This is a genomic window from Phosphitispora fastidiosa (assembly GCF_019008365.1).
In the GTDB taxonomy this organism is placed as follows: domain Bacteria; phylum Bacillota; class Thermincolia; order Thermincolales; family UBA2595; genus Phosphitispora; species Phosphitispora fastidiosa.
Genome location: NZ_JAHHUL010000010.1, coordinates 113,575 through 130,189, shown reverse-complemented (window position 1 = coordinate 130,189; position 16,615 = coordinate 113,575). Strand labels below are relative to the sequence as shown.

The window sequence follows — 16,615 nt, the reverse complement described above, 5'->3', positions numbered from 1 at the left end:
CCACCCGGTAAGGTCAAAGAGATCGAACTCATCTATGACCGGGGTTTGCAATTAGCTGTTACCTACGATGACAGCCAGAGTCCCAAAGTAAACAATAACCTGTGCATTGCCGCAATAGACCTGGGTGAAATCCATACAATTGTCTCAGTAACCGATTATGGGCAAGGAATGATCATCACTGGTCGCAGGCTGCGAAGCATCAAACGATTGCGCAACAAAAAATTGAAAGAACTACAAAAGAAACTGGCTAAATGTGAAAAGGGCTCCCGTCAGTGGAAAAAATACCGCCGGGCTTTTAACTACATCTTAGGAAAGAGTAATGCCCAGTTGACTGATGTCCTCCATAAAACAACCCGCGAATTTGTTAACTGGTGCTTGGAAAATCAAGTCAGGGAAGTCGTGGTGGGAGACGTAGCAGGGATTGAACGTAACACCTCTCCCAAAAAGAAGGGAAACAAGCATAAACGTTCACCCAGACATAACCAGAAAATGTCCCAATGGCAATATGGCCGAACCACCGATTATCTCCAATACAAACTGGCAGCCGAAGGGATAAGCCTGCAAAAAGTAGACGAAGCCTATACAACACAAACGTGTCCCGTTTGTGGGAGGAGGAAAAAAACCTCCTCCAGAAATTACAGCTGCCTGTGCGGATATCAGGAGCACAGGGATATTCATGGAGCGAAGAACATCTTAACCAAATACAAGTATGGGGAGTTCCGGAAAATATCTCTGACCGAACACAAGTATCTACGGATCGCATAAGCGACAAGTAGTAGATGCCATGAACCTGGCCCGTATGCCAATTGGTATATAGTTGCCGGCTCTATCAGGATGATGTACTCACACCCATCAGGTGAGGCGACTTGAAACTGAGATGCCGATGAGACATGCATTCTGAGCTAGCCGGAAGCCCCCATCCTCTACACGAAGTATAGGTGGGGGAGGTTCACCCCAAATGTGATGTTCGGACATATGGGTGGAATAAATGTCTCCCCACTTTTACTTGGGAACGCTTATTCCATTAAACTGTCCATTTGGGATGTCCAGGTTAAGATAGGTTTCCGGTACCTCGCCGACTATAATTGTTTCTGCGATAGGAATCTGGGAAGTTACTTCAACATAATCACTGGCCATCGGAATAACGATTTTAACTCTGCCTGATACATTCAGATAAAGCCTGTGCCGGGTTTGGTTTATCCCGGCCTGTTGAAAGTCGTCAATAACCTTAACTTTAACTGTTCCTATAGGCACTAAAGTTACTTTGATTTTTGGCCCATATGCCGCAAAAAGCTGACTCTGCAATACCTGACCCATCGGGATGGGGATTTCCTTACCTTCGAGACTAGCCAGGCTTTTTTGAATGTCAAGAACGGTGTCGGCAGCCAAGCTATTGATTTTAACGGTATTCGCCTGCATCAGGACAATTCGGCCCCTGTTATCGGTCCTGATGAAAATCAGGTCTTTGTACTCCACTGATTTAGCTATTTTTTCATTAACTGCATTCTGAATGGCATCTACAGCAGTTTGTTCAGCATACGCTTTGGCTATAGTTATAATTGTAGGCTTAAGGTTACGTTCCACAATGAACAGCGGCACAACCAGAATTATCGCCACAACCAATATTACCCCTGCCATTTTGACGGGAAAACGATGCTGTTGAAACAAGACATTCACCTCCACATATCATTCTATGTGGTTCGCGCCGCATTGGTGACTATATATGTGGTTCGCGCCGCATTGGTGACTATATGAAAAAGCAGACACGCTCCGCAAGGCCATTTGCCTCTGCGCGGAATGCATCTGCTCCGTCTATAAATAATGTTAGTTATTATCAATTATTATGGAGCCATTATCACTGGTTACACTTATTATTCCCTTGCCTGCTCCAAGTACGGCGGTTCCTTTCGCTCCCGGCTGATGGTCTTCCGGGTTATTCCGTGACTTTTCCATATCCAGCTTTAAAGACCCTGATATTGAGCCATGGGTGGTCTCTGCTACAACTGAGACATCAGATTTCTCCGGAATTCTTACTACTGTGCTGCCATTTTGGTTAGTTATATAGCTTTTGGCAGTCATGGGATTCGTACCGGATATTTCGACATTTCCATTCTCCATGACAAGTCTCATATCACCTGATACGTTATTCACATTAATATCACCTGAACTGCTCCTGACATCCAGATTGCCGGTCACGTCCTTTACATTAACCCGGCCATGACCCCCATTCACCGAAACATTTCCTGTTATTCCGGCAAGTGATAAGCTGCCGTTTGCCATGTTTATTTCCATCTCTGCTTCCAGATTATCTGCTCTCACTCCTTCTGAGCTGCTATCGAGAGCTACTTTGACTTTCGCCGGAATTACTATTCGGTATTTCACAAACGGGGTGCGTTTAAAATCATACATGTTTGTACGTGGCGACCCGGAAATGCTAATCACATTCCCCTCCGAAATATCTACGGAAAACTCTTCGGCCCTTGCTTTAGCTTCTTCTGTGGTCGGTCCCCAAGCGGTTATTACCGCCTCCACATAAAGTTTATCACCGTCACCGGGGACCATATCTACCTGCCCATTAAGGTTATCAATCCGAATTTTGGTTCCGGGAACTGCTGTAATGGGATTGCTTTTATACTTATGCTGATAACTGTACTTTGTGCCGGCAACAGCTTCTGTAATCGCCTCGTTCAGGTCATGTCTCTGCAAAACGCCGGTCACCTGATGTCCCGCATAGCCGACAAATGCAATCAGCAGTATAACAATCAAAGTAGGGAAATGAAACCCCGCCTCACCCTCTTCTTTTTTACTGTTCAGATAACTCCGCACAAAGTACTCGATTCCCAGGCCAATCAGCAGCAGCGGCCAGTACTTCAAAGCAGTGGCGAAAATCCCGGTGCCGGTAAAATTCGATATTAACAGGATCACCCCAAACAGTATCATCCCCAGAGCCAGGGTAACCGGCCCTGCTTTCCTGTTTTTATACATTTATAAATCCCCCTTTGGATAAGCTCACAGTTGTGCTATTGTCATATGTCCTACTCTTTTGTGTTGCGGTATAGAATTGCCACACCAAGACCTATTATAATAACCGGGGGCAGCATTCTCTTAAACCAAAATGGAATAGCCATAGGCGCATTACTCATCAAAGCCAAAAAACCGATTACTATCAGGCCATAGCCCAGCCATTTCTGGTTAAACGGAATGTTGCTGATATCCCAAAAAGGCGCATCCTCAACAGGAATCCCTTCATTAATCTTCTTCACCAGCTGCTGGGTATCAAAAATCGAATAAAAGATCACCACAGGCACAACCAGGGACATTAATTCCTCAAATCCGATAAAACTGCTCACAAAAATGGAGCCGAAAAATGCCACCATAGTCTGCAAGCCTCGCTTCATCAGGCCCAAATACATATATCCCACGCCCGGGATAATCGACAATATAAATGACCAAAATCTGCTCCTCCTGCCTGTTCGCACCGCCTGCGCTGCCTTAACCGAATTCATTGCACCCGCATTATCCATTGCACCCGCATTATCCATTGCATCCGCATTATTTGCTGTATTTGCTGTATTTGCTGTATTTGCTGTATTTGCTGTATCTGCTGTATCTGCGGTATCTGCGGTAGTTTCTCCAATCCGATTCTGCAGGCACGCCCGGCAGTAATCCCTGCCGCCAAGGTTCACCAGGCATTCATCACAAAAGCTTTTTCCGCACAGCCCGCATTCATTTTGCGATTCTCTTTCAATGTGATTTGCACATTTTATAGTACTCATCCTTTTTACTCATCTCCCTTCATTTCAATGGGGCTAATTTGTTTCATGGAAGCTGACAGCTTATTTGTTGTAGCTACTGAAAAATCAACATAAGACTGAAAAGCCCCTCCGACAGTATCACTCACTCTGATAACCCGGTCAGCATCAACAGGGAATTCCCCGCCGGACAGGGCCGGTCCCGAAAACCAGAATAATATCAGAGCTGCTGCAGCAGCGGTTACCAAGTCCTGCAGAACAGCAACAGTTCTTTTACCGCGACTTTTAACATTACTTTTGCCGTAACTTTTAGCGCGACTTTCAGGGTGATTTTCTGCGTTAACCTGTTTCATTATAACTGCGGTCAGGTCAATCTCAGGAACAGCAATACAGGCTGCATCTATCAGAAAATCAACTTCCCGGAATGAGGCCAGTTCTTCCCGGCAGTAACGGCAGTCATTGAGGTGATTTTCAAAGGCCGCGCACTCATCTTCCGACAGTTCTCCGGCAAGATAATGGGGTATTTTCTTTTTCCATTCACGACATTGCATCTGTATCACCTCGCAGTGTTTCCCTTAAAATCAGCTTAGCTCTATACAGTCTTGTAGCCACGGTTTTTACCGGAATATCCAGGGTCTCGGCAATCTGTTGGTAAGTCAGTTCCTGGTAATGATAAAGGACCAGCGCCAGGCGATATCTGTCCGGCAGTCCTGCAATCAGCCTTCTGAGCCGGCGCATCTTTTCCTCTTTTAAAACTATCTGTTCCGGGTTGGCTTCCGGGGAACAGGTCAAACTCGGTTCTCCCTGATAATCTTCAGAATCAAAAGCAACTAATCTGGTCTTTTTGTTTTTGCGCAAAAAATCAAGAGTCTTATTGGAAGCAATCCGGTATAACCATGTGTTCAGCTTGGCATCTCCTCTGAATGTATTCAGTGACCGAAACACCTGGAGAAATACCTCCTGGGTAAGGTCTCCGGCATCTTCCCTGGACTCGACCATCCGGTAAACAAAGGCAAATATCTTCTTCTGGTAGCGGGATACCAGTTTTTCAAAGCTGCCGGAATCTCCGGCAATAATTTTTTTGATTAGTAATTCATCTAAATCGTCCAACCTGTCACTGTCACCCCGCTTTCCGCCTTCACCTTTTATGACGAGAGTGTATCCAAAATTACTTCAGATTTTCAATAGAAATTTTTAACACCAAAAAGGATGGGCCAAAAACCCATCCTGAGACTATCCATCATCTGCTACTTAATCACTATTCTGGCAAACTTTCTTTTTCCGGCCTTGATGATGCTGCCATCTTCAGGCATAAAACGCAGGTCCGGGTCATTGACCCGTTCATCATTAATCCTGACCGCTCCCTGCTTTACCATCCGCTTACCCTCACTGGTCCCGGAAACCAGGCCTGCCAGCGAAAGCAGTTTGGGAAGCCAGATTAACCCGTCTTCCAGTTCGCTGGAGTCAAGCACATAATCCGGCACCTCATCAGGAAGCTCCTTCTTCTGAAAAATATTTTTAAACTCCTCCTCAGCCTTGGCTGCGGCTTCTTCTCCATGGTAAATGGTGACAATCTCCCTGGCCAGGCGCATCTTGACATCCCGCGGATGGAGAGCGCCGTCTTCGAGCCCGGTCCGGATCCGGCTGATTTCGTCCATTTCCACAGGAGTCACCAGCTCAAAATAACGAATCATCAGCTCATCAGCTATAGACATGGTCTTACCGTACATTTCCCTTGGCGCTTCGGTAATCCCTATGTAATTGCCCAGGCTTTTGCTCATCTTCTGGACCCCGTCAAGCCCTTCCAGGATCGGCAGCATCAGGGCCACCTGGGGTTCCTGACCATATTCCTTCTGCAAGTGCCGCCCCATCAGCAGGTTAAACTTCTGGTCGGTACCGCCCAACTCCACATCTGCCTTCAGAGCAACGGAATCATAACCCTGCATCAGGGGGTAAAAGAACTCATGAATGCTTATTGGCAGTTCACTGTGAAACCTCTTATTAAAATCATCCCTTTCCAACATCCTGGCAACCGTATATTTGGCCGCCAGTCCGATGACATCGGCAAAGGTAAGGGGCGCCAGCCACTGGCTGTTAAACACGACCTTGGTCCTGGACTTGTCCAGAATCTTAAAAATCTGGTCCTGATAAGTTGCTGCATTTGCCCTGACATCTTCCTCAGACAATTGCTTCCGGGTTTCCGATTTCCCGGTGGGGTCGCCGATGCGGGCCGTATAATCACCCAGGATAATGGTCACATTATGTCCCAACTCCTGAAACTGCCGTAATTTTTGAAGTACTACAGTATGCCCGAGATGAATGTCAGGGGCTGTAGGGTCAAGTCCCAATTTAATATGAAGAGGCTGTCCGGTTTTTACGGATTTTTTAAGTTTCTCCACCAGTTCATTTTCCGGAACCAGTTCGGCGACGCCTCTCTTAATAATTTCAAGTTGTTTTTTCACTTCATTTTTCACTGCCATTCTCCTTCCAACCATTCTGCTATAAAGTATAACAAACACCACACTGCTGCGCAACAATTCTAAAAAGATTAACTTTGGGCTTTTGATATGTTATAATCGATTTAAGTCGATTAACCATACTGCTATCCCACGGGAGGGAGTACATAATGTCAGACCAACAGAGACCAAAGAGAAAAAAATCGAAAAGGAAATTGAATTTCCTCAGATTATCACTTGTAGTTTTATTATTCCTGATGCTGGCCGGTGCGGGTTCTGCCGGCGGATATGTACTGTACAGCGTCAAGGATATGCCGGCATGGGACCCATCCGCTCTGGAGCTTAATCTGCCCACAATTATCTATGATAAGGACAAAACAGAAATAGCCCGGATCTATGTTGAAAACCGCGAGCTCGTAAAGCTGGAACAAGTCCCCGCTTCGGTTAAGGATGCTATTCTGGCAACTGAAGATATCCGGTTTTATCAGCATAAAGGTATTGACATCAAACGGATTGGCGGGGCTTTGATTGCTGATATCAAGGCGGGCAGAGCCGAACAGGGAGCCAGCACCATCACCCAGCAGCTCATCAAAAGAGCCTTTCTGACCCCGGAAAAGAAATTAGAACGTAAGATTCAGGAAGCATTCCTGGCAATTCAGTTGGAACGCAAATATACCAAAGACCAGATTTTTGAAATGTACCTGAATCAGATCTATTATGGCGGCGGAGCTTATGGCATTCAAAGCGCCTCCCAGGTATTTTTCGGCAAACCGGTCAAGGACCTGTCCCTCGAAGAATCAGCTCTTCTGGCAGGCCTCCCCAGGGCCCCCGGTTATTATGACCCTTTTAAGAATCCCGAAGCCGCTGTGAAACGCCGCAACCTGGTTATTGATAATATGCTCAGGTATGAGCTTGTTTCTGCCACAGAGGCAGAAGCGGCAAAAGCAGCCGAACTCAAACTGAGCAGCAGCAAACCGGCCCAAAATAAGAACTACAAATTCCCCTACTTTGTCGATTATGTGACCGATTTCATCATTGATAAATATGGTGAAGACAAAGTTTATAAGGAAGGACTTGCGGTATATACCACTCTTGATCCCAAGATACAGGCTCTGGCTGAGGAAGCAATGGCAGACCCCAAAAACTTCCCCAAAGCCAAATATGATGAAAACGGCGTCGTTCAGCCCCAGGCAGCAACAATTGTCCTGGATCCCCACACCGGATATGTGAAAGCAGTTGTGGGCGGCCGGGACCATAAACAGAAACGCCAGTTTAACAGGGCTACAGATGCTCTCAGGCAGCCCGGTTCCACCTTTAAGCCGATTGCGGATTATGGGCCTGCCATTGAAAACGGTGATGCCCCGGCAACTGTTGTCAAGGATGAGCCTCTGAAAATCGGTTCCAAAACCTTCAAAAACTATAATGGGAAATATGCCGGATATGTTACCTACCGTACTGCAGTAACGAAGTCACAGAACATTCCCGCTATCAAGGTCTTGAGGGATACCGGCATTGAGAAAGGGCTCAAGTTTGCCCAGAAGGTAGGGATAACCACCCTGGTTACCAGTGCCGATAACTCCAGTCGCAATGACGAAAACCTCAGCATGGCTCTAGGCGGCATCACATATGGGGTATCACCCCTGGAGCTGGCAGGCGCATACGGCGCCTTTGCCAATGAGGGTGTTTTTGTCCAGCCTACTGTAATTACCAGGGTTACCGATAGGGATGGCAATGTTATTGACGAATTCGAAGCCAAAAAAACAGTGGCCATGAAAAAGACCACGGCTTACCTTGTTACCAGCATGCTGCAATCTGTGGTCACCGCTCCCGGCGGCACAGGTTCCAGCGCCAGGCTGGGAAGCCGTCCTGTAGCCGGTAAAACAGGGACCACCAGTGATGATAAGGATGCCTGGTTCGCAGGATATACCCCCGAACTGGTTACCGTGGTCTGGATGGGCCATGATAATCCTAAGGAAATGTCCGGCGTCTATGGCGGCAAATACCCAGCCATGATATGGAAACACATTATGAAAAATGCCCTTGAGGACGCACCGGTGAAAAAATTCCCCAAACCGGAGGGTCTGGTCAGCGCTACAGTCTGCTCCCAATCAGGCCTGCTCCCCGGTGAGAATTGCCCGGAGGAACACAAAATCAGTGACCTGTTTGCCAAAGGCACCGTACCCAAAGAAGTCTGTGATAATCACACCCTGATGGAAGTTTGTGCGGAAACCAATCAGCTTCCCTCCGCCGGGTGTCCTGACAGAGTTATTCGTTCCTTTACTAAGGGCGATGAACCTACCGAGACGTGCACAATTCACGCAGGGGCAGCGCCGCGGCCCAGCGGCACACCGGTATGTATTGACCCCAGGCATAGCGGCATCATGTACCAGGCAATCATACCGGGACCTAACGATTCGGGCGGATGCCCCCCTAATATGATACAATACCTTGATTTTCCTTTAGGCCAGGAGCCAAATACATATTGCCCGATACCCGAACACCAGGTTATCTCAAATCCGGCTGTTACACCAACTCCGCCTGCAGTCAATGATTAAACCACTTGGCTGCGGGATTATGCCGAACTTACAGGGCTGCGGGATTATGCCGAACTTACAGGGCTACGTAATTATGCTGAACTTACTTGGGTGCAGGATTGTGAGGCTTACGGTCAAAGAAGGGATTTTTCCCGGTAATTGATAAGGGTATCCCATATGCAATCCTGACATCTGTACGGAATAGCTTCAAATTTATTGCAGCCCTCCCGATGGAAAACATGACTCTGTTATCCACATGGTGGGCTGCAGCCACTTCAGCGGCCGAACCTATGGCAATGCCAAGGTCCCCGGCATTAAAGGCACAGATGCCCCCTGCCTGCTGCATTGCTTCACAGTCGGCAAACCCACAGTAACCGCAGCCCGGAAGACCAAGAGGCTTGACTGGGGTCCCAAAAATCACGGCAGCCTTGGTATTTTCCAGGTTACCTGCATCCCTGATGCAGAACCCGGCCCCTTTTGCCTCCCCCCACTTCCTCATCTCATCTGCCAATCGGCGCAGATCGTCACCGGTAGCAATAAATGTTTCCAAAGTATCCAGTCCCCGACCCTTGGGAGCTGTTCTTGCCGCGGCACACATCAGCTCAGCGACCTGCAGCAGCGCCTTTTCTTCAGCCTGTTCTCCCCTGATAATCATTTGAACTCCTCCTTGTTTTAAGACTTATTTTATTTGGCCTTATCTATTCTTCTTCCTCGGGAACTGCGGGAATCGATGTAGTCCTGCAGCCATCTTCTTGAAGATAACCAAAGGTTTCCCTCTTTAACGGCCTTCAGTTTCCCTTCCTGGGCCAAACGGCGCAGGTAGCTTGATTGGTATGGGATACTTTCAGCTAACGTACTTAGCGGAACCAAGTCTTCTTCACCTGAGAGTTTCGGCAGCATAAGTTTATTTAAATTATCCCTTACAGCCCTTCCAACAAGCTCGGCAAGCATTGTGTAATCGAAATTTTTGCCCTGCGCCCGTTCAAGCGCCCGAAGATATTTGGGGCGTTGGCTTTTTAAAATAATTGCCGGGGGATATCCATTGACTATCAAGATATAGTTCATTAACAGGCGTCCGGTTCTGCCGTTTCCATCATTGAACGGATGAATCTTTTCAAATTCGGCATGTATTACAGCTGCCCACTCGCAAACATAGAAGTTAACAGAATCGGAATTAATTCGAACAACCAATTCATTGATTAAGTCAGGTACATCTCCGGAAGGAGGAAGTTTAAGAGAGCTTCCCTTAATTCTTGGCGCAGCTCCTGTACGAAATTGGCCAGGCTTGTCTCCTGTGGCCGGCGGGTAAGATGTCCAGACCGGTCCCATAAGTAAATTATGAATATGGCTTATATGCTGAACGGTTACTATTCTATCTTGCTGTTTAAAGGATTCCACGGCTTGCTCATAAACCCATCGCGCTGCATTAGAATAACCTTGAACTTCTAGGTAATGTCGAATTTCTTTGTTGCCACTCACAATTTCTTGCTCAACCAGCTTATATATTTCCCGGGAATTTAATGTATTGCCCTCAAGAGCTGTAGAATGATGTGTTTCTTCTAGCCAAATATCTTTCCAGATTTCGTTTGCTTCCAGACTTGATGGGAACCCACCCGTTTCTTTATGAAATACGCTTATTTCGCTGTTAACCTTCTCCAGTAGTTTTTTTAAGTTAGGTCTGCCTCTATTCATAATGCCTTCCTCCAAATTGCAGCTTTAATTTTAATATAACCATTTTAGCCACAATTTTATTGTAGCTTTTTATTAATCTTTTTTCAATAGCTACAATTTGTCGAAAATTGGTATCCTATTTCAATTCTACTACGGTAACCCCGGCGCCGCCTTCACCGTACTGGCCCAGACGGTATTCCTTGACAAAACGGTGTTTTGCCAGCAAATCGGTGATAGCCTTTCTGAGGGCGCCGGTTCCTTTACCGTGAATAATCTGGGCCTTAGGAAGACCTGCCAGGTAAGCGTCATCCAGGTATTTTTCGACTGCCTCCACGGCCTCGTCAACAGTCATCCCTCTCAGGTCAATCTCAGGCGAGATATCCCTGGCCTTGCCTGCCATTACTTTGGGCCCCCCTATTTCAACTAAGATTTTCCCGGCATTGGCGCCTTTGCTTTTGTCTGCCACCGGCCTTAACTCCGCCAGAGGCAGGGCCAGCTTCATTATCCCCACCTGCACCCCGACAGTCCCGTTAGCATCCGGTTCAGTAATCACTGTCCCCTGCTGGTTATATCTGGGCAGAAAAACTTCCTGCCCTTTTTTAACCATTTCAGGCGCTTCCCCGGAAGCCTCATGATGCTCCACATCCTCGGCAGCCCGCAGCCGTTTCAGCCTGGTCCTGGCATGCTGGGCTCTGGCAAGTTCATGCGGCCCGGCGCCCCTGGCAGCAGCGGCGGCTGCATCCTTGATTTCCTGGAGCAGTCCGTCAGCTTCCATTCTGGCCTTACGCAGGTCCTCATCAGCTTCCAGCCTGACCTTGGCCATGATTTCGGCACGCTTCCGGGACACATCAGCCAGCTTCCGTTCATATTCTTCCTTCAGCCGCTGCACTTCCTTTTTCAGCCGCTCCGTCTCCCGCCTGTCATCTGCACTGGTTTTCCGGTTTTCTTCAAGTCCCCGGATAAGCTCATTCACCTGAATATCTTCCCCTGAAAGTGATTCCCGGGCGGCGCTGATAATATCCTCTTGCAGCCCCAGGCGGCGGGCTATTTCAAAGGCGCTGCTGCTCCCAGGCTGCCCGATATTAAGCCTGTAAGTGGGCTGTAGTGTTTTGATGTCAAACTCTACCGAGGCATTTTCTATGCCCGGCCTGTTAAAGGCAAAAGCCTTCAGCTCACTGTAGTGGGTTGTCGCAATCACCCTGACCCTTTTGGCATCCAGGTAATCCAGGATCGCCATTGCCAGGGCAGCTCCCTCAGTAGGGTCGGTGCCGGCCCCCAGCTCATCAAAAAGCACCAGTGTATCCGGTCTGACATGGTTCAGGATACCGATAATATTGGTCATATGAGAGGAAAAGGTACTCAGTGACTGCTCAATTGACTGCTCATCACCAATATCGGCGAAAACAGTCGAAAAAATTCCTGTCTCCGACCCCGGTTCCACCGGTATATGTAAGCCCGACTGTACCATCAGAGCCAGCAGGCCTACTGTCTTCAGGGCCACCGTCTTCCCGCCGGTATTTGGCCCGGTAATCACCAGAATACGGAAATCCCTGCCCAGCTGTACTGTAATGGGTACCGCCTTCACCTGCAGCAAAGGATGCCTGGCCCCAATAATATTAATATAATTGTCATCATTGATCCTGACTGTGCCGGCATCCATTTCCTGACTCAGCTTGCCTTTGGCAATAATAAAGTCTATCTGGCCGCTAATGACCACACTGGAGCTTATCTCATCCGTATATACATTAACCTGGGCGCTCAGTTTTGTCAGGATTCTGATTATTTCCTGTTTCTCTTCAGCAGCCGCCCGGCGCAGCTCATTATTTTTTTCCACTACCGCCATCGGCTCAATAAACAGGGTGGCGCCGCTGGCTGACTGGTCATGGATAACTCCCGGGAACCGGCTCCGGTATTCCTGTTTCACCGGAACAACATACCTGTCGCCCCGTTTGGTCACAATCGGATCCTGGAAGAATTTCTGGTATTCCGCTGACCGCATAATGGAATCCATCTTTTCCTTAACCTGGACCTGTAAATCACGTATCCTGCTCCGCAGCCGGCGCAGTTCCGGAGAGGCCTTGTCGGCCACCTCCCCGCCGGGGTCAATGCTCTCCCTGATGCGATCCTCCAGGTCTCTCAGCGAACAAAGCTCAGCCGCAAGCGCGGAGACTACAGGATAAGCCTCTCCCTTGTCCCGGAAAAAATTTTTCAGCCGCCTTAATGCGTAAAGCATGTCCCCCGTCTGCATCAGCTCCGAGGGTTCCAGCACTCCGCCAATGGCCGCCTTGCGCAGCAGATTCCTGATATCCCGCAGCCCTCCCATAGGCAGGTCCGGTTCCAGCCGTAAAATTTCCCTGGCTTCCGTAGTTTCCCGAAGCTTTTCCAAAATCGCGTCCCGGTCGGTCCCGGGTGTCAGGCTCCCGGCCATCTCTTTGCTGACGGCAAAAGTGGCGCAGTTCTGTAGTCTTGCGATAATTTTGTGATACTCCAGCCTGTTCAGATTCCGCTGTTCCATAGACAAACCTTCCTTATGTGTAGTTATTCCACACCCCTGTAATAGTGACCCTTGGTCAGTCCCGCTGGGCTCATGCCGGCAAATTTATCTTTGATCCCGGCGCTGACCTGATATGCCCCAGGATTGGCAATAAACCTGTCCAACTCCCGACGCCAGTTTTTTATGAGCACAGCCGCCCTATCCGGGGCCTCATTAGACATTTCAAGCCTGAACCCGGTAATTCCTGCCTCATATAATGGCTGAATATCTTCAATCATACTTAGTTCCTTGGCATTATAGATATAAGTCCGGCAGAATTCATCATGGCTCACCGGGAAGACCAGTCCCAGCCGGTCTTTAAGGCCTCTTACGCCCCCGGCAGCGCCCCCGGCAGCGCCGCCCGAACGGCAGACGTTTCCACATGCCGCATCCCCCGTCAGGCCGCCTAAAATGCTCCCGGTGGGGCAGTACTCGGTAACCATTAACGGCAGATGTCCTTCCACGATTGCTTCCAGCTGCGGTCCTGCCAACCGGGAAATCTGGTTCAGGGTCAGTTCCGGCGAAACCGCAGCCCTGGTAATGCCATAAGTTTCTTTAAGAAAGCTCAGGGTCTGGGAATTAAATATGTTTAAGCCGTAATCAGCATATATCTCCTTGATGCCCTCTTTTTTAGCCTCGAACAGAGTCCCCAGGTTGGCAGCCAGAAAGGGCAGGTCATGGGAAATCGCAAACCCTGTCAGGGTCCGGATATATTCAAGTTCTTCCTCCCTGACAATCCGGGGTGAAGCTATCACCAGCCTGATATTGTTTTGGGTACACAGTGAAAGCGCTGCTTCCAGTTCCCTGAGGGCGGCGTTTTTCTTTCTGATATCAGACCCCCGGAAATAGATACTGTCCACCCCGTTTTCCACTGCAATTTTCAGAATTTCATACCTGGCGGTATGAACGATCAGCTCTGGTTCACCGACTGCCCGCTGTTCCCGGAGAGCGTCCTGATTATCACTGCGTTCCTTGATCCGGCGAGCCTTTTCAGCAAAATCGGGGGACACAGCAACCTCTGGTTTCATCTTCCGGGCCCTCAGCTCCGCCAGACCCTCTACCGCAATCCGGCGGGTTTCGTTTATTTCACTGGCCGGTACCATCACATTCCCCTGAATTTCGGTGTGCAGATTACCTATCTCAAAAGGAGTATTGCCCAGCCTGTCCATCTGTTTTTGCAGGTAATCGGGAGTCAAGGGCTTATTCAGGGCTTCCTGCCCCGGAGAACTCCCCTGTGCAGTAAAAACATTTCCCATGGCATCACCGGCCGTTATTTCCAGCGGCCTGCCAACCGCTGCCCTGACAGTGAAGTCCAGAGGTATTTTTTTGATCTCCTTAGTCGATTTGTAGCTCTGTTCCGCCTGTGAAATGAGTTCCGCATCATGTGTCTTAAAAACCCGGTCACCCGGTTTCACTTTGCCTGTATATGGAACCCAGACCTTTTCCCCCGGTCCGGCCCCGGTAACCTGTTCGCCGGCCGCCAAAATCCTGTTGACCACAACCCCGGCGCGCCCCCCGTCAGTGACCCAAAACTCAATGCCGTCACCCTGGTGCAGGCTGTCCTCCAGAGCAAGCTCAGCCATTTTGGCCGCCCAGTCGGTCCTGGTTACCCGGCCCAGGCGGAGCCCGCGGTTGTTGGGCCTCTTATAGCTCATCATATCACGGCCCTGTTTGCCGAAAAAGTATCCGGTCGTAAACCCACGGTTAAAAATCTGGGTCAGGTCTTTGAGGTCTTTTTCCGGCACACTGTAATCTTCAGGTGAAGACCGATACCTGTCCAGAGCCTCCCGGTAAACCCTGGTCACTGCAGCCACATATTCCGGGCGTTTCATGCGGCCTTCAATTTTAAGGGAATCTACACCGGCCTGGGCCAGTTCCGGGATATATTTAATCATGTTCAGGTCCCTGGGGCTGAGCAGGTGACTTCCGGTTTTTGCCGGGTCAGCCAGGACACCTTTTTTTTCATCAACAAAGGTGTATTCCATGCGGCACGGTTGGGCACACCGGCCTCTGTTTCCGCTCCTGCCGCCAATCATACTGCTCATCAGGCACTGGCCCGAATAGGAGACACAAAGCGCCCCATGAACAAAAACCTCCAGCTCCATCCCGGTTTTCTGCTTGATCTGGGTGATTTCCCTGAGAGACACCTCCCTGGCCAGGACCACCCTGGCAAAGCCAAGGCTTTTCAGGCTGACAGCTCCGGAACTGTTGTTGATGGTCATCTGGGTGCTGGCATGAAGCGCCAGGCCCGGCAGGAGTTCCCGAACCACCATGGCAATCCCGGGGTCCTGGACGATAATCGCATCAGCTCCGGCCTCATGCAGGAATTTCAGGTAATCCACCAATTTCCCAAACTCGGAGTCGGCAACCAGGGTGTTAACGGTGACATAAACCTTAACACCCCTGATATGTGCATATTCTATTGCGGTATTCATTTCAGCCCGGTCAAAATTATCTGCAAACTGTCTGGCGCTGAACAACTGCCCGCCAAGATAGACCGCATCCGCGCCGTTTTGCACAGCGGCCCTGAAGGCTTCTTTGCCGCCGACCGGGGCCAGTAATTCGGGTATTTTCATTTGTGACCTCCATTATCGTCCTAAGCTTAGTAAAAGGCCAAATGATTTTCAGGAAACCATTTGGCCTTGGTTTTAACGTGTATTTCTCTCTGAGATACTCACTATATCCGGGCAAACCTGGTCAGACCGGAACATGTGATTATCTCAATGCCATTTTTGGCAAATTCGTCAATAATAAGGTTCATGCCAAGGGAATCACTGGCCATATGTCCTGCAATAATAACATTTATATGGTTCTTTTCAGCTTCTTTACGGTGCTTTTCCCCGATATGCATGCCTACAATCGTGCCCACTCCTGCCTGTGACAGCTTGGCAAAGGCATCCTCTGAGCCGCCGGTACCGCCGGTCATATCAACAAACACCCGACCGCACTTGCGCTCCTTGTCCCCGACGACAGCAACCGGACCGGCCCCTATTTTGACTGCCTCGGCATATTCGGGAACCTTTTTTAAGATGGCAATAAGGTCACCGACAGTCTCCGGGTTTTTGTCCTCAATTGTCTGCTGCAGGAAGCCTGTCACCATATTGTCAGCCGGGGTGTGTACACACATCAGAGGCAGCTCAAACATCCCGGCCGCATCCACAGCCTTGTTGTGATTCAGGGGCAGCAGTCCTCTTCTGACCTCGCTGATCCTGGGAGCCATGATTCCCTGGGCGACATTTATGGGAACACCGAAAGTCTCCAAAATTTCTGACTGCATATGCATAACCTCGTATAACCCCACAAGAGCCTTCCCTTCAGGGTGGTGGGCCAGCACCAGGTCAATCTGCCTGCCTTTTTCCCGCAGCCGGTCAGCAATCAGGATCTCTCCGACCTCTATGTCTATGCCGGCCAGGATGGTCTTTATTTCCTTTTCCGGGTCTCCACAAAGAATACGGGTATCACTATATGGATTATTCAGTTTTTCGCGGTCAAACTCCTGTTTTTCATCCTCTTTTAAATCCTCAAATTTCTTCCTGGCTCGTTCCAGGACGCGGTCTGTCTCCTCCCTGCCTCTGGGATCGTTTTCCAGACCCTTGTTTACCGCCATCTCGTACAGCTCTTTCAGTTTCATGGAACTCCTCCTCAATTCTCCCATTCAATACCACCAGA

Annotated in this window: 13 protein-coding genes; 2 read left to right on the top strand and 11 right to left on the bottom strand. The window is 49.1% G+C overall.

The genetic code is table 11. The annotated features are described in order from the left end of the window. The coding region (locus Ga0451573_RS10825; protein WP_231684101.1) for an RNA-guided endonuclease InsQ/TnpB family protein at positions 1-765 on the top strand (765 nt) is incomplete at its 5' end. 237 nt (positions 766-1,002) lie between these two features. On the opposite strand, the gene yunB is transcribed toward Ga0451573_RS10825, so the two are convergent. The 6 genes from yunB to tyrS all read right to left on the bottom strand — a co-directional run bounded on the left by yunB (position 1,003) and on the right by tyrS (position 6,232). Continuing rightward, the gene (gene yunB, locus Ga0451573_RS10820; protein ID WP_231684100.1) at positions 1,003-1,668 is read right to left on the bottom strand and encodes a sporulation protein YunB; all 666 of its coding nucleotides are present in this window, start codon (positions 1,666-1,668) and stop codon (positions 1,003-1,005) included. A 156-nt stretch (positions 1,669-1,824) separates the two neighbouring features. After that, a complete protein-coding gene (locus Ga0451573_RS10815; protein ID WP_231684091.1) occupies positions 1,825-2,985 on the bottom strand; it encodes a DUF4097 family beta strand repeat-containing protein in 1,161 nt (386 codons plus the stop codon). A gap of 50 nt (positions 2,986-3,035) precedes the next feature. Further along, the gene (locus tag Ga0451573_RS10810; RefSeq protein ID WP_231684089.1) at positions 3,036-3,776 is read right to left on the bottom strand and encodes a hypothetical protein; all 741 of its coding nucleotides are present in this window, start codon (positions 3,774-3,776) and stop codon (positions 3,036-3,038) included. Between the two features lie 5 nt (positions 3,777-3,781). Next, positions 3,782-4,303: an anti-sigma factor family protein gene (locus Ga0451573_RS10805; RefSeq protein ID WP_231684086.1), complete on the bottom strand. Its 522-nt coding sequence runs from the start codon at positions 4,301-4,303 to the stop codon at positions 3,782-3,784. After that, a complete protein-coding gene (locus tag Ga0451573_RS10800; RefSeq protein WP_231684083.1) occupies positions 4,290-4,862 on the bottom strand; it encodes an RNA polymerase sigma factor in 573 nt (190 codons plus the stop codon). Before Ga0451573_RS10800 ends, Ga0451573_RS10805 begins: the two co-directional genes overlap by 14 nt. Positions 4,863-4,999: 137 nt before the next feature. Further along, positions 5,000-6,232 (bottom strand): tyrosine--tRNA ligase, encoded by a 1,233-nt coding sequence (gene tyrS, locus Ga0451573_RS10795; protein ID WP_269438221.1) that lies wholly within the window; start codon positions 6,230-6,232, stop codon positions 5,000-5,002. 146 nt (positions 6,233-6,378) lie between these two features. Here tyrS and Ga0451573_RS10790 point away from each other — a divergent pair, with 146 nt between their 5' ends. Beyond that, positions 6,379-8,763, top strand: a complete 2,385-nt coding sequence (locus Ga0451573_RS10790) for a transglycosylase domain-containing protein (protein WP_231684077.1) — start codon at positions 6,379-6,381, stop codon at positions 8,761-8,763. An 82-nt stretch (positions 8,764-8,845) separates the two neighbouring features. On the opposite strand, the gene Ga0451573_RS10785 is transcribed toward Ga0451573_RS10790, so the two are convergent. From Ga0451573_RS10785 to Ga0451573_RS10765, 5 genes are all read right to left on the bottom strand, one after another. Further along, entirely contained in the window at positions 8,846-9,397 is a 552-nt protein-coding gene (locus Ga0451573_RS10785; RefSeq protein ID WP_231684074.1) for a ferredoxin domain-containing protein, read from the bottom strand. Positions 9,398-9,426: 29 nt separating this feature from the next. After that, complete coding sequence (locus Ga0451573_RS10780; RefSeq protein ID WP_231684073.1) at positions 9,427-10,434, bottom strand: Fic family protein; 1,008 nt, start codon at positions 10,432-10,434, stop codon at positions 9,427-9,429. A gap of 115 nt (positions 10,435-10,549) precedes the next feature. Further along, entirely contained in the window at positions 10,550-12,928 is a 2,379-nt protein-coding gene (locus Ga0451573_RS10775) for an endonuclease MutS2 (RefSeq protein ID WP_231684071.1), read from the bottom strand. A 23-nt stretch (positions 12,929-12,951) separates the two neighbouring features. Then, positions 12,952-15,522, bottom strand: coding sequence for a U32 family peptidase (locus tag Ga0451573_RS10770; protein WP_231684069.1), 2,571 nt, complete (start codon positions 15,520-15,522; stop codon positions 12,952-12,954). Positions 15,523-15,623: 101 nt separating this feature from the next. Further along, on the bottom strand, positions 15,624-16,577 hold the full coding sequence (locus Ga0451573_RS10765; RefSeq protein ID WP_231684068.1) for a Nif3-like dinuclear metal center hexameric protein: 954 nt from the start codon (positions 16,575-16,577) through the stop codon (positions 15,624-15,626). Positions 16,578-16,615: the final 38 nt, after the last annotated feature.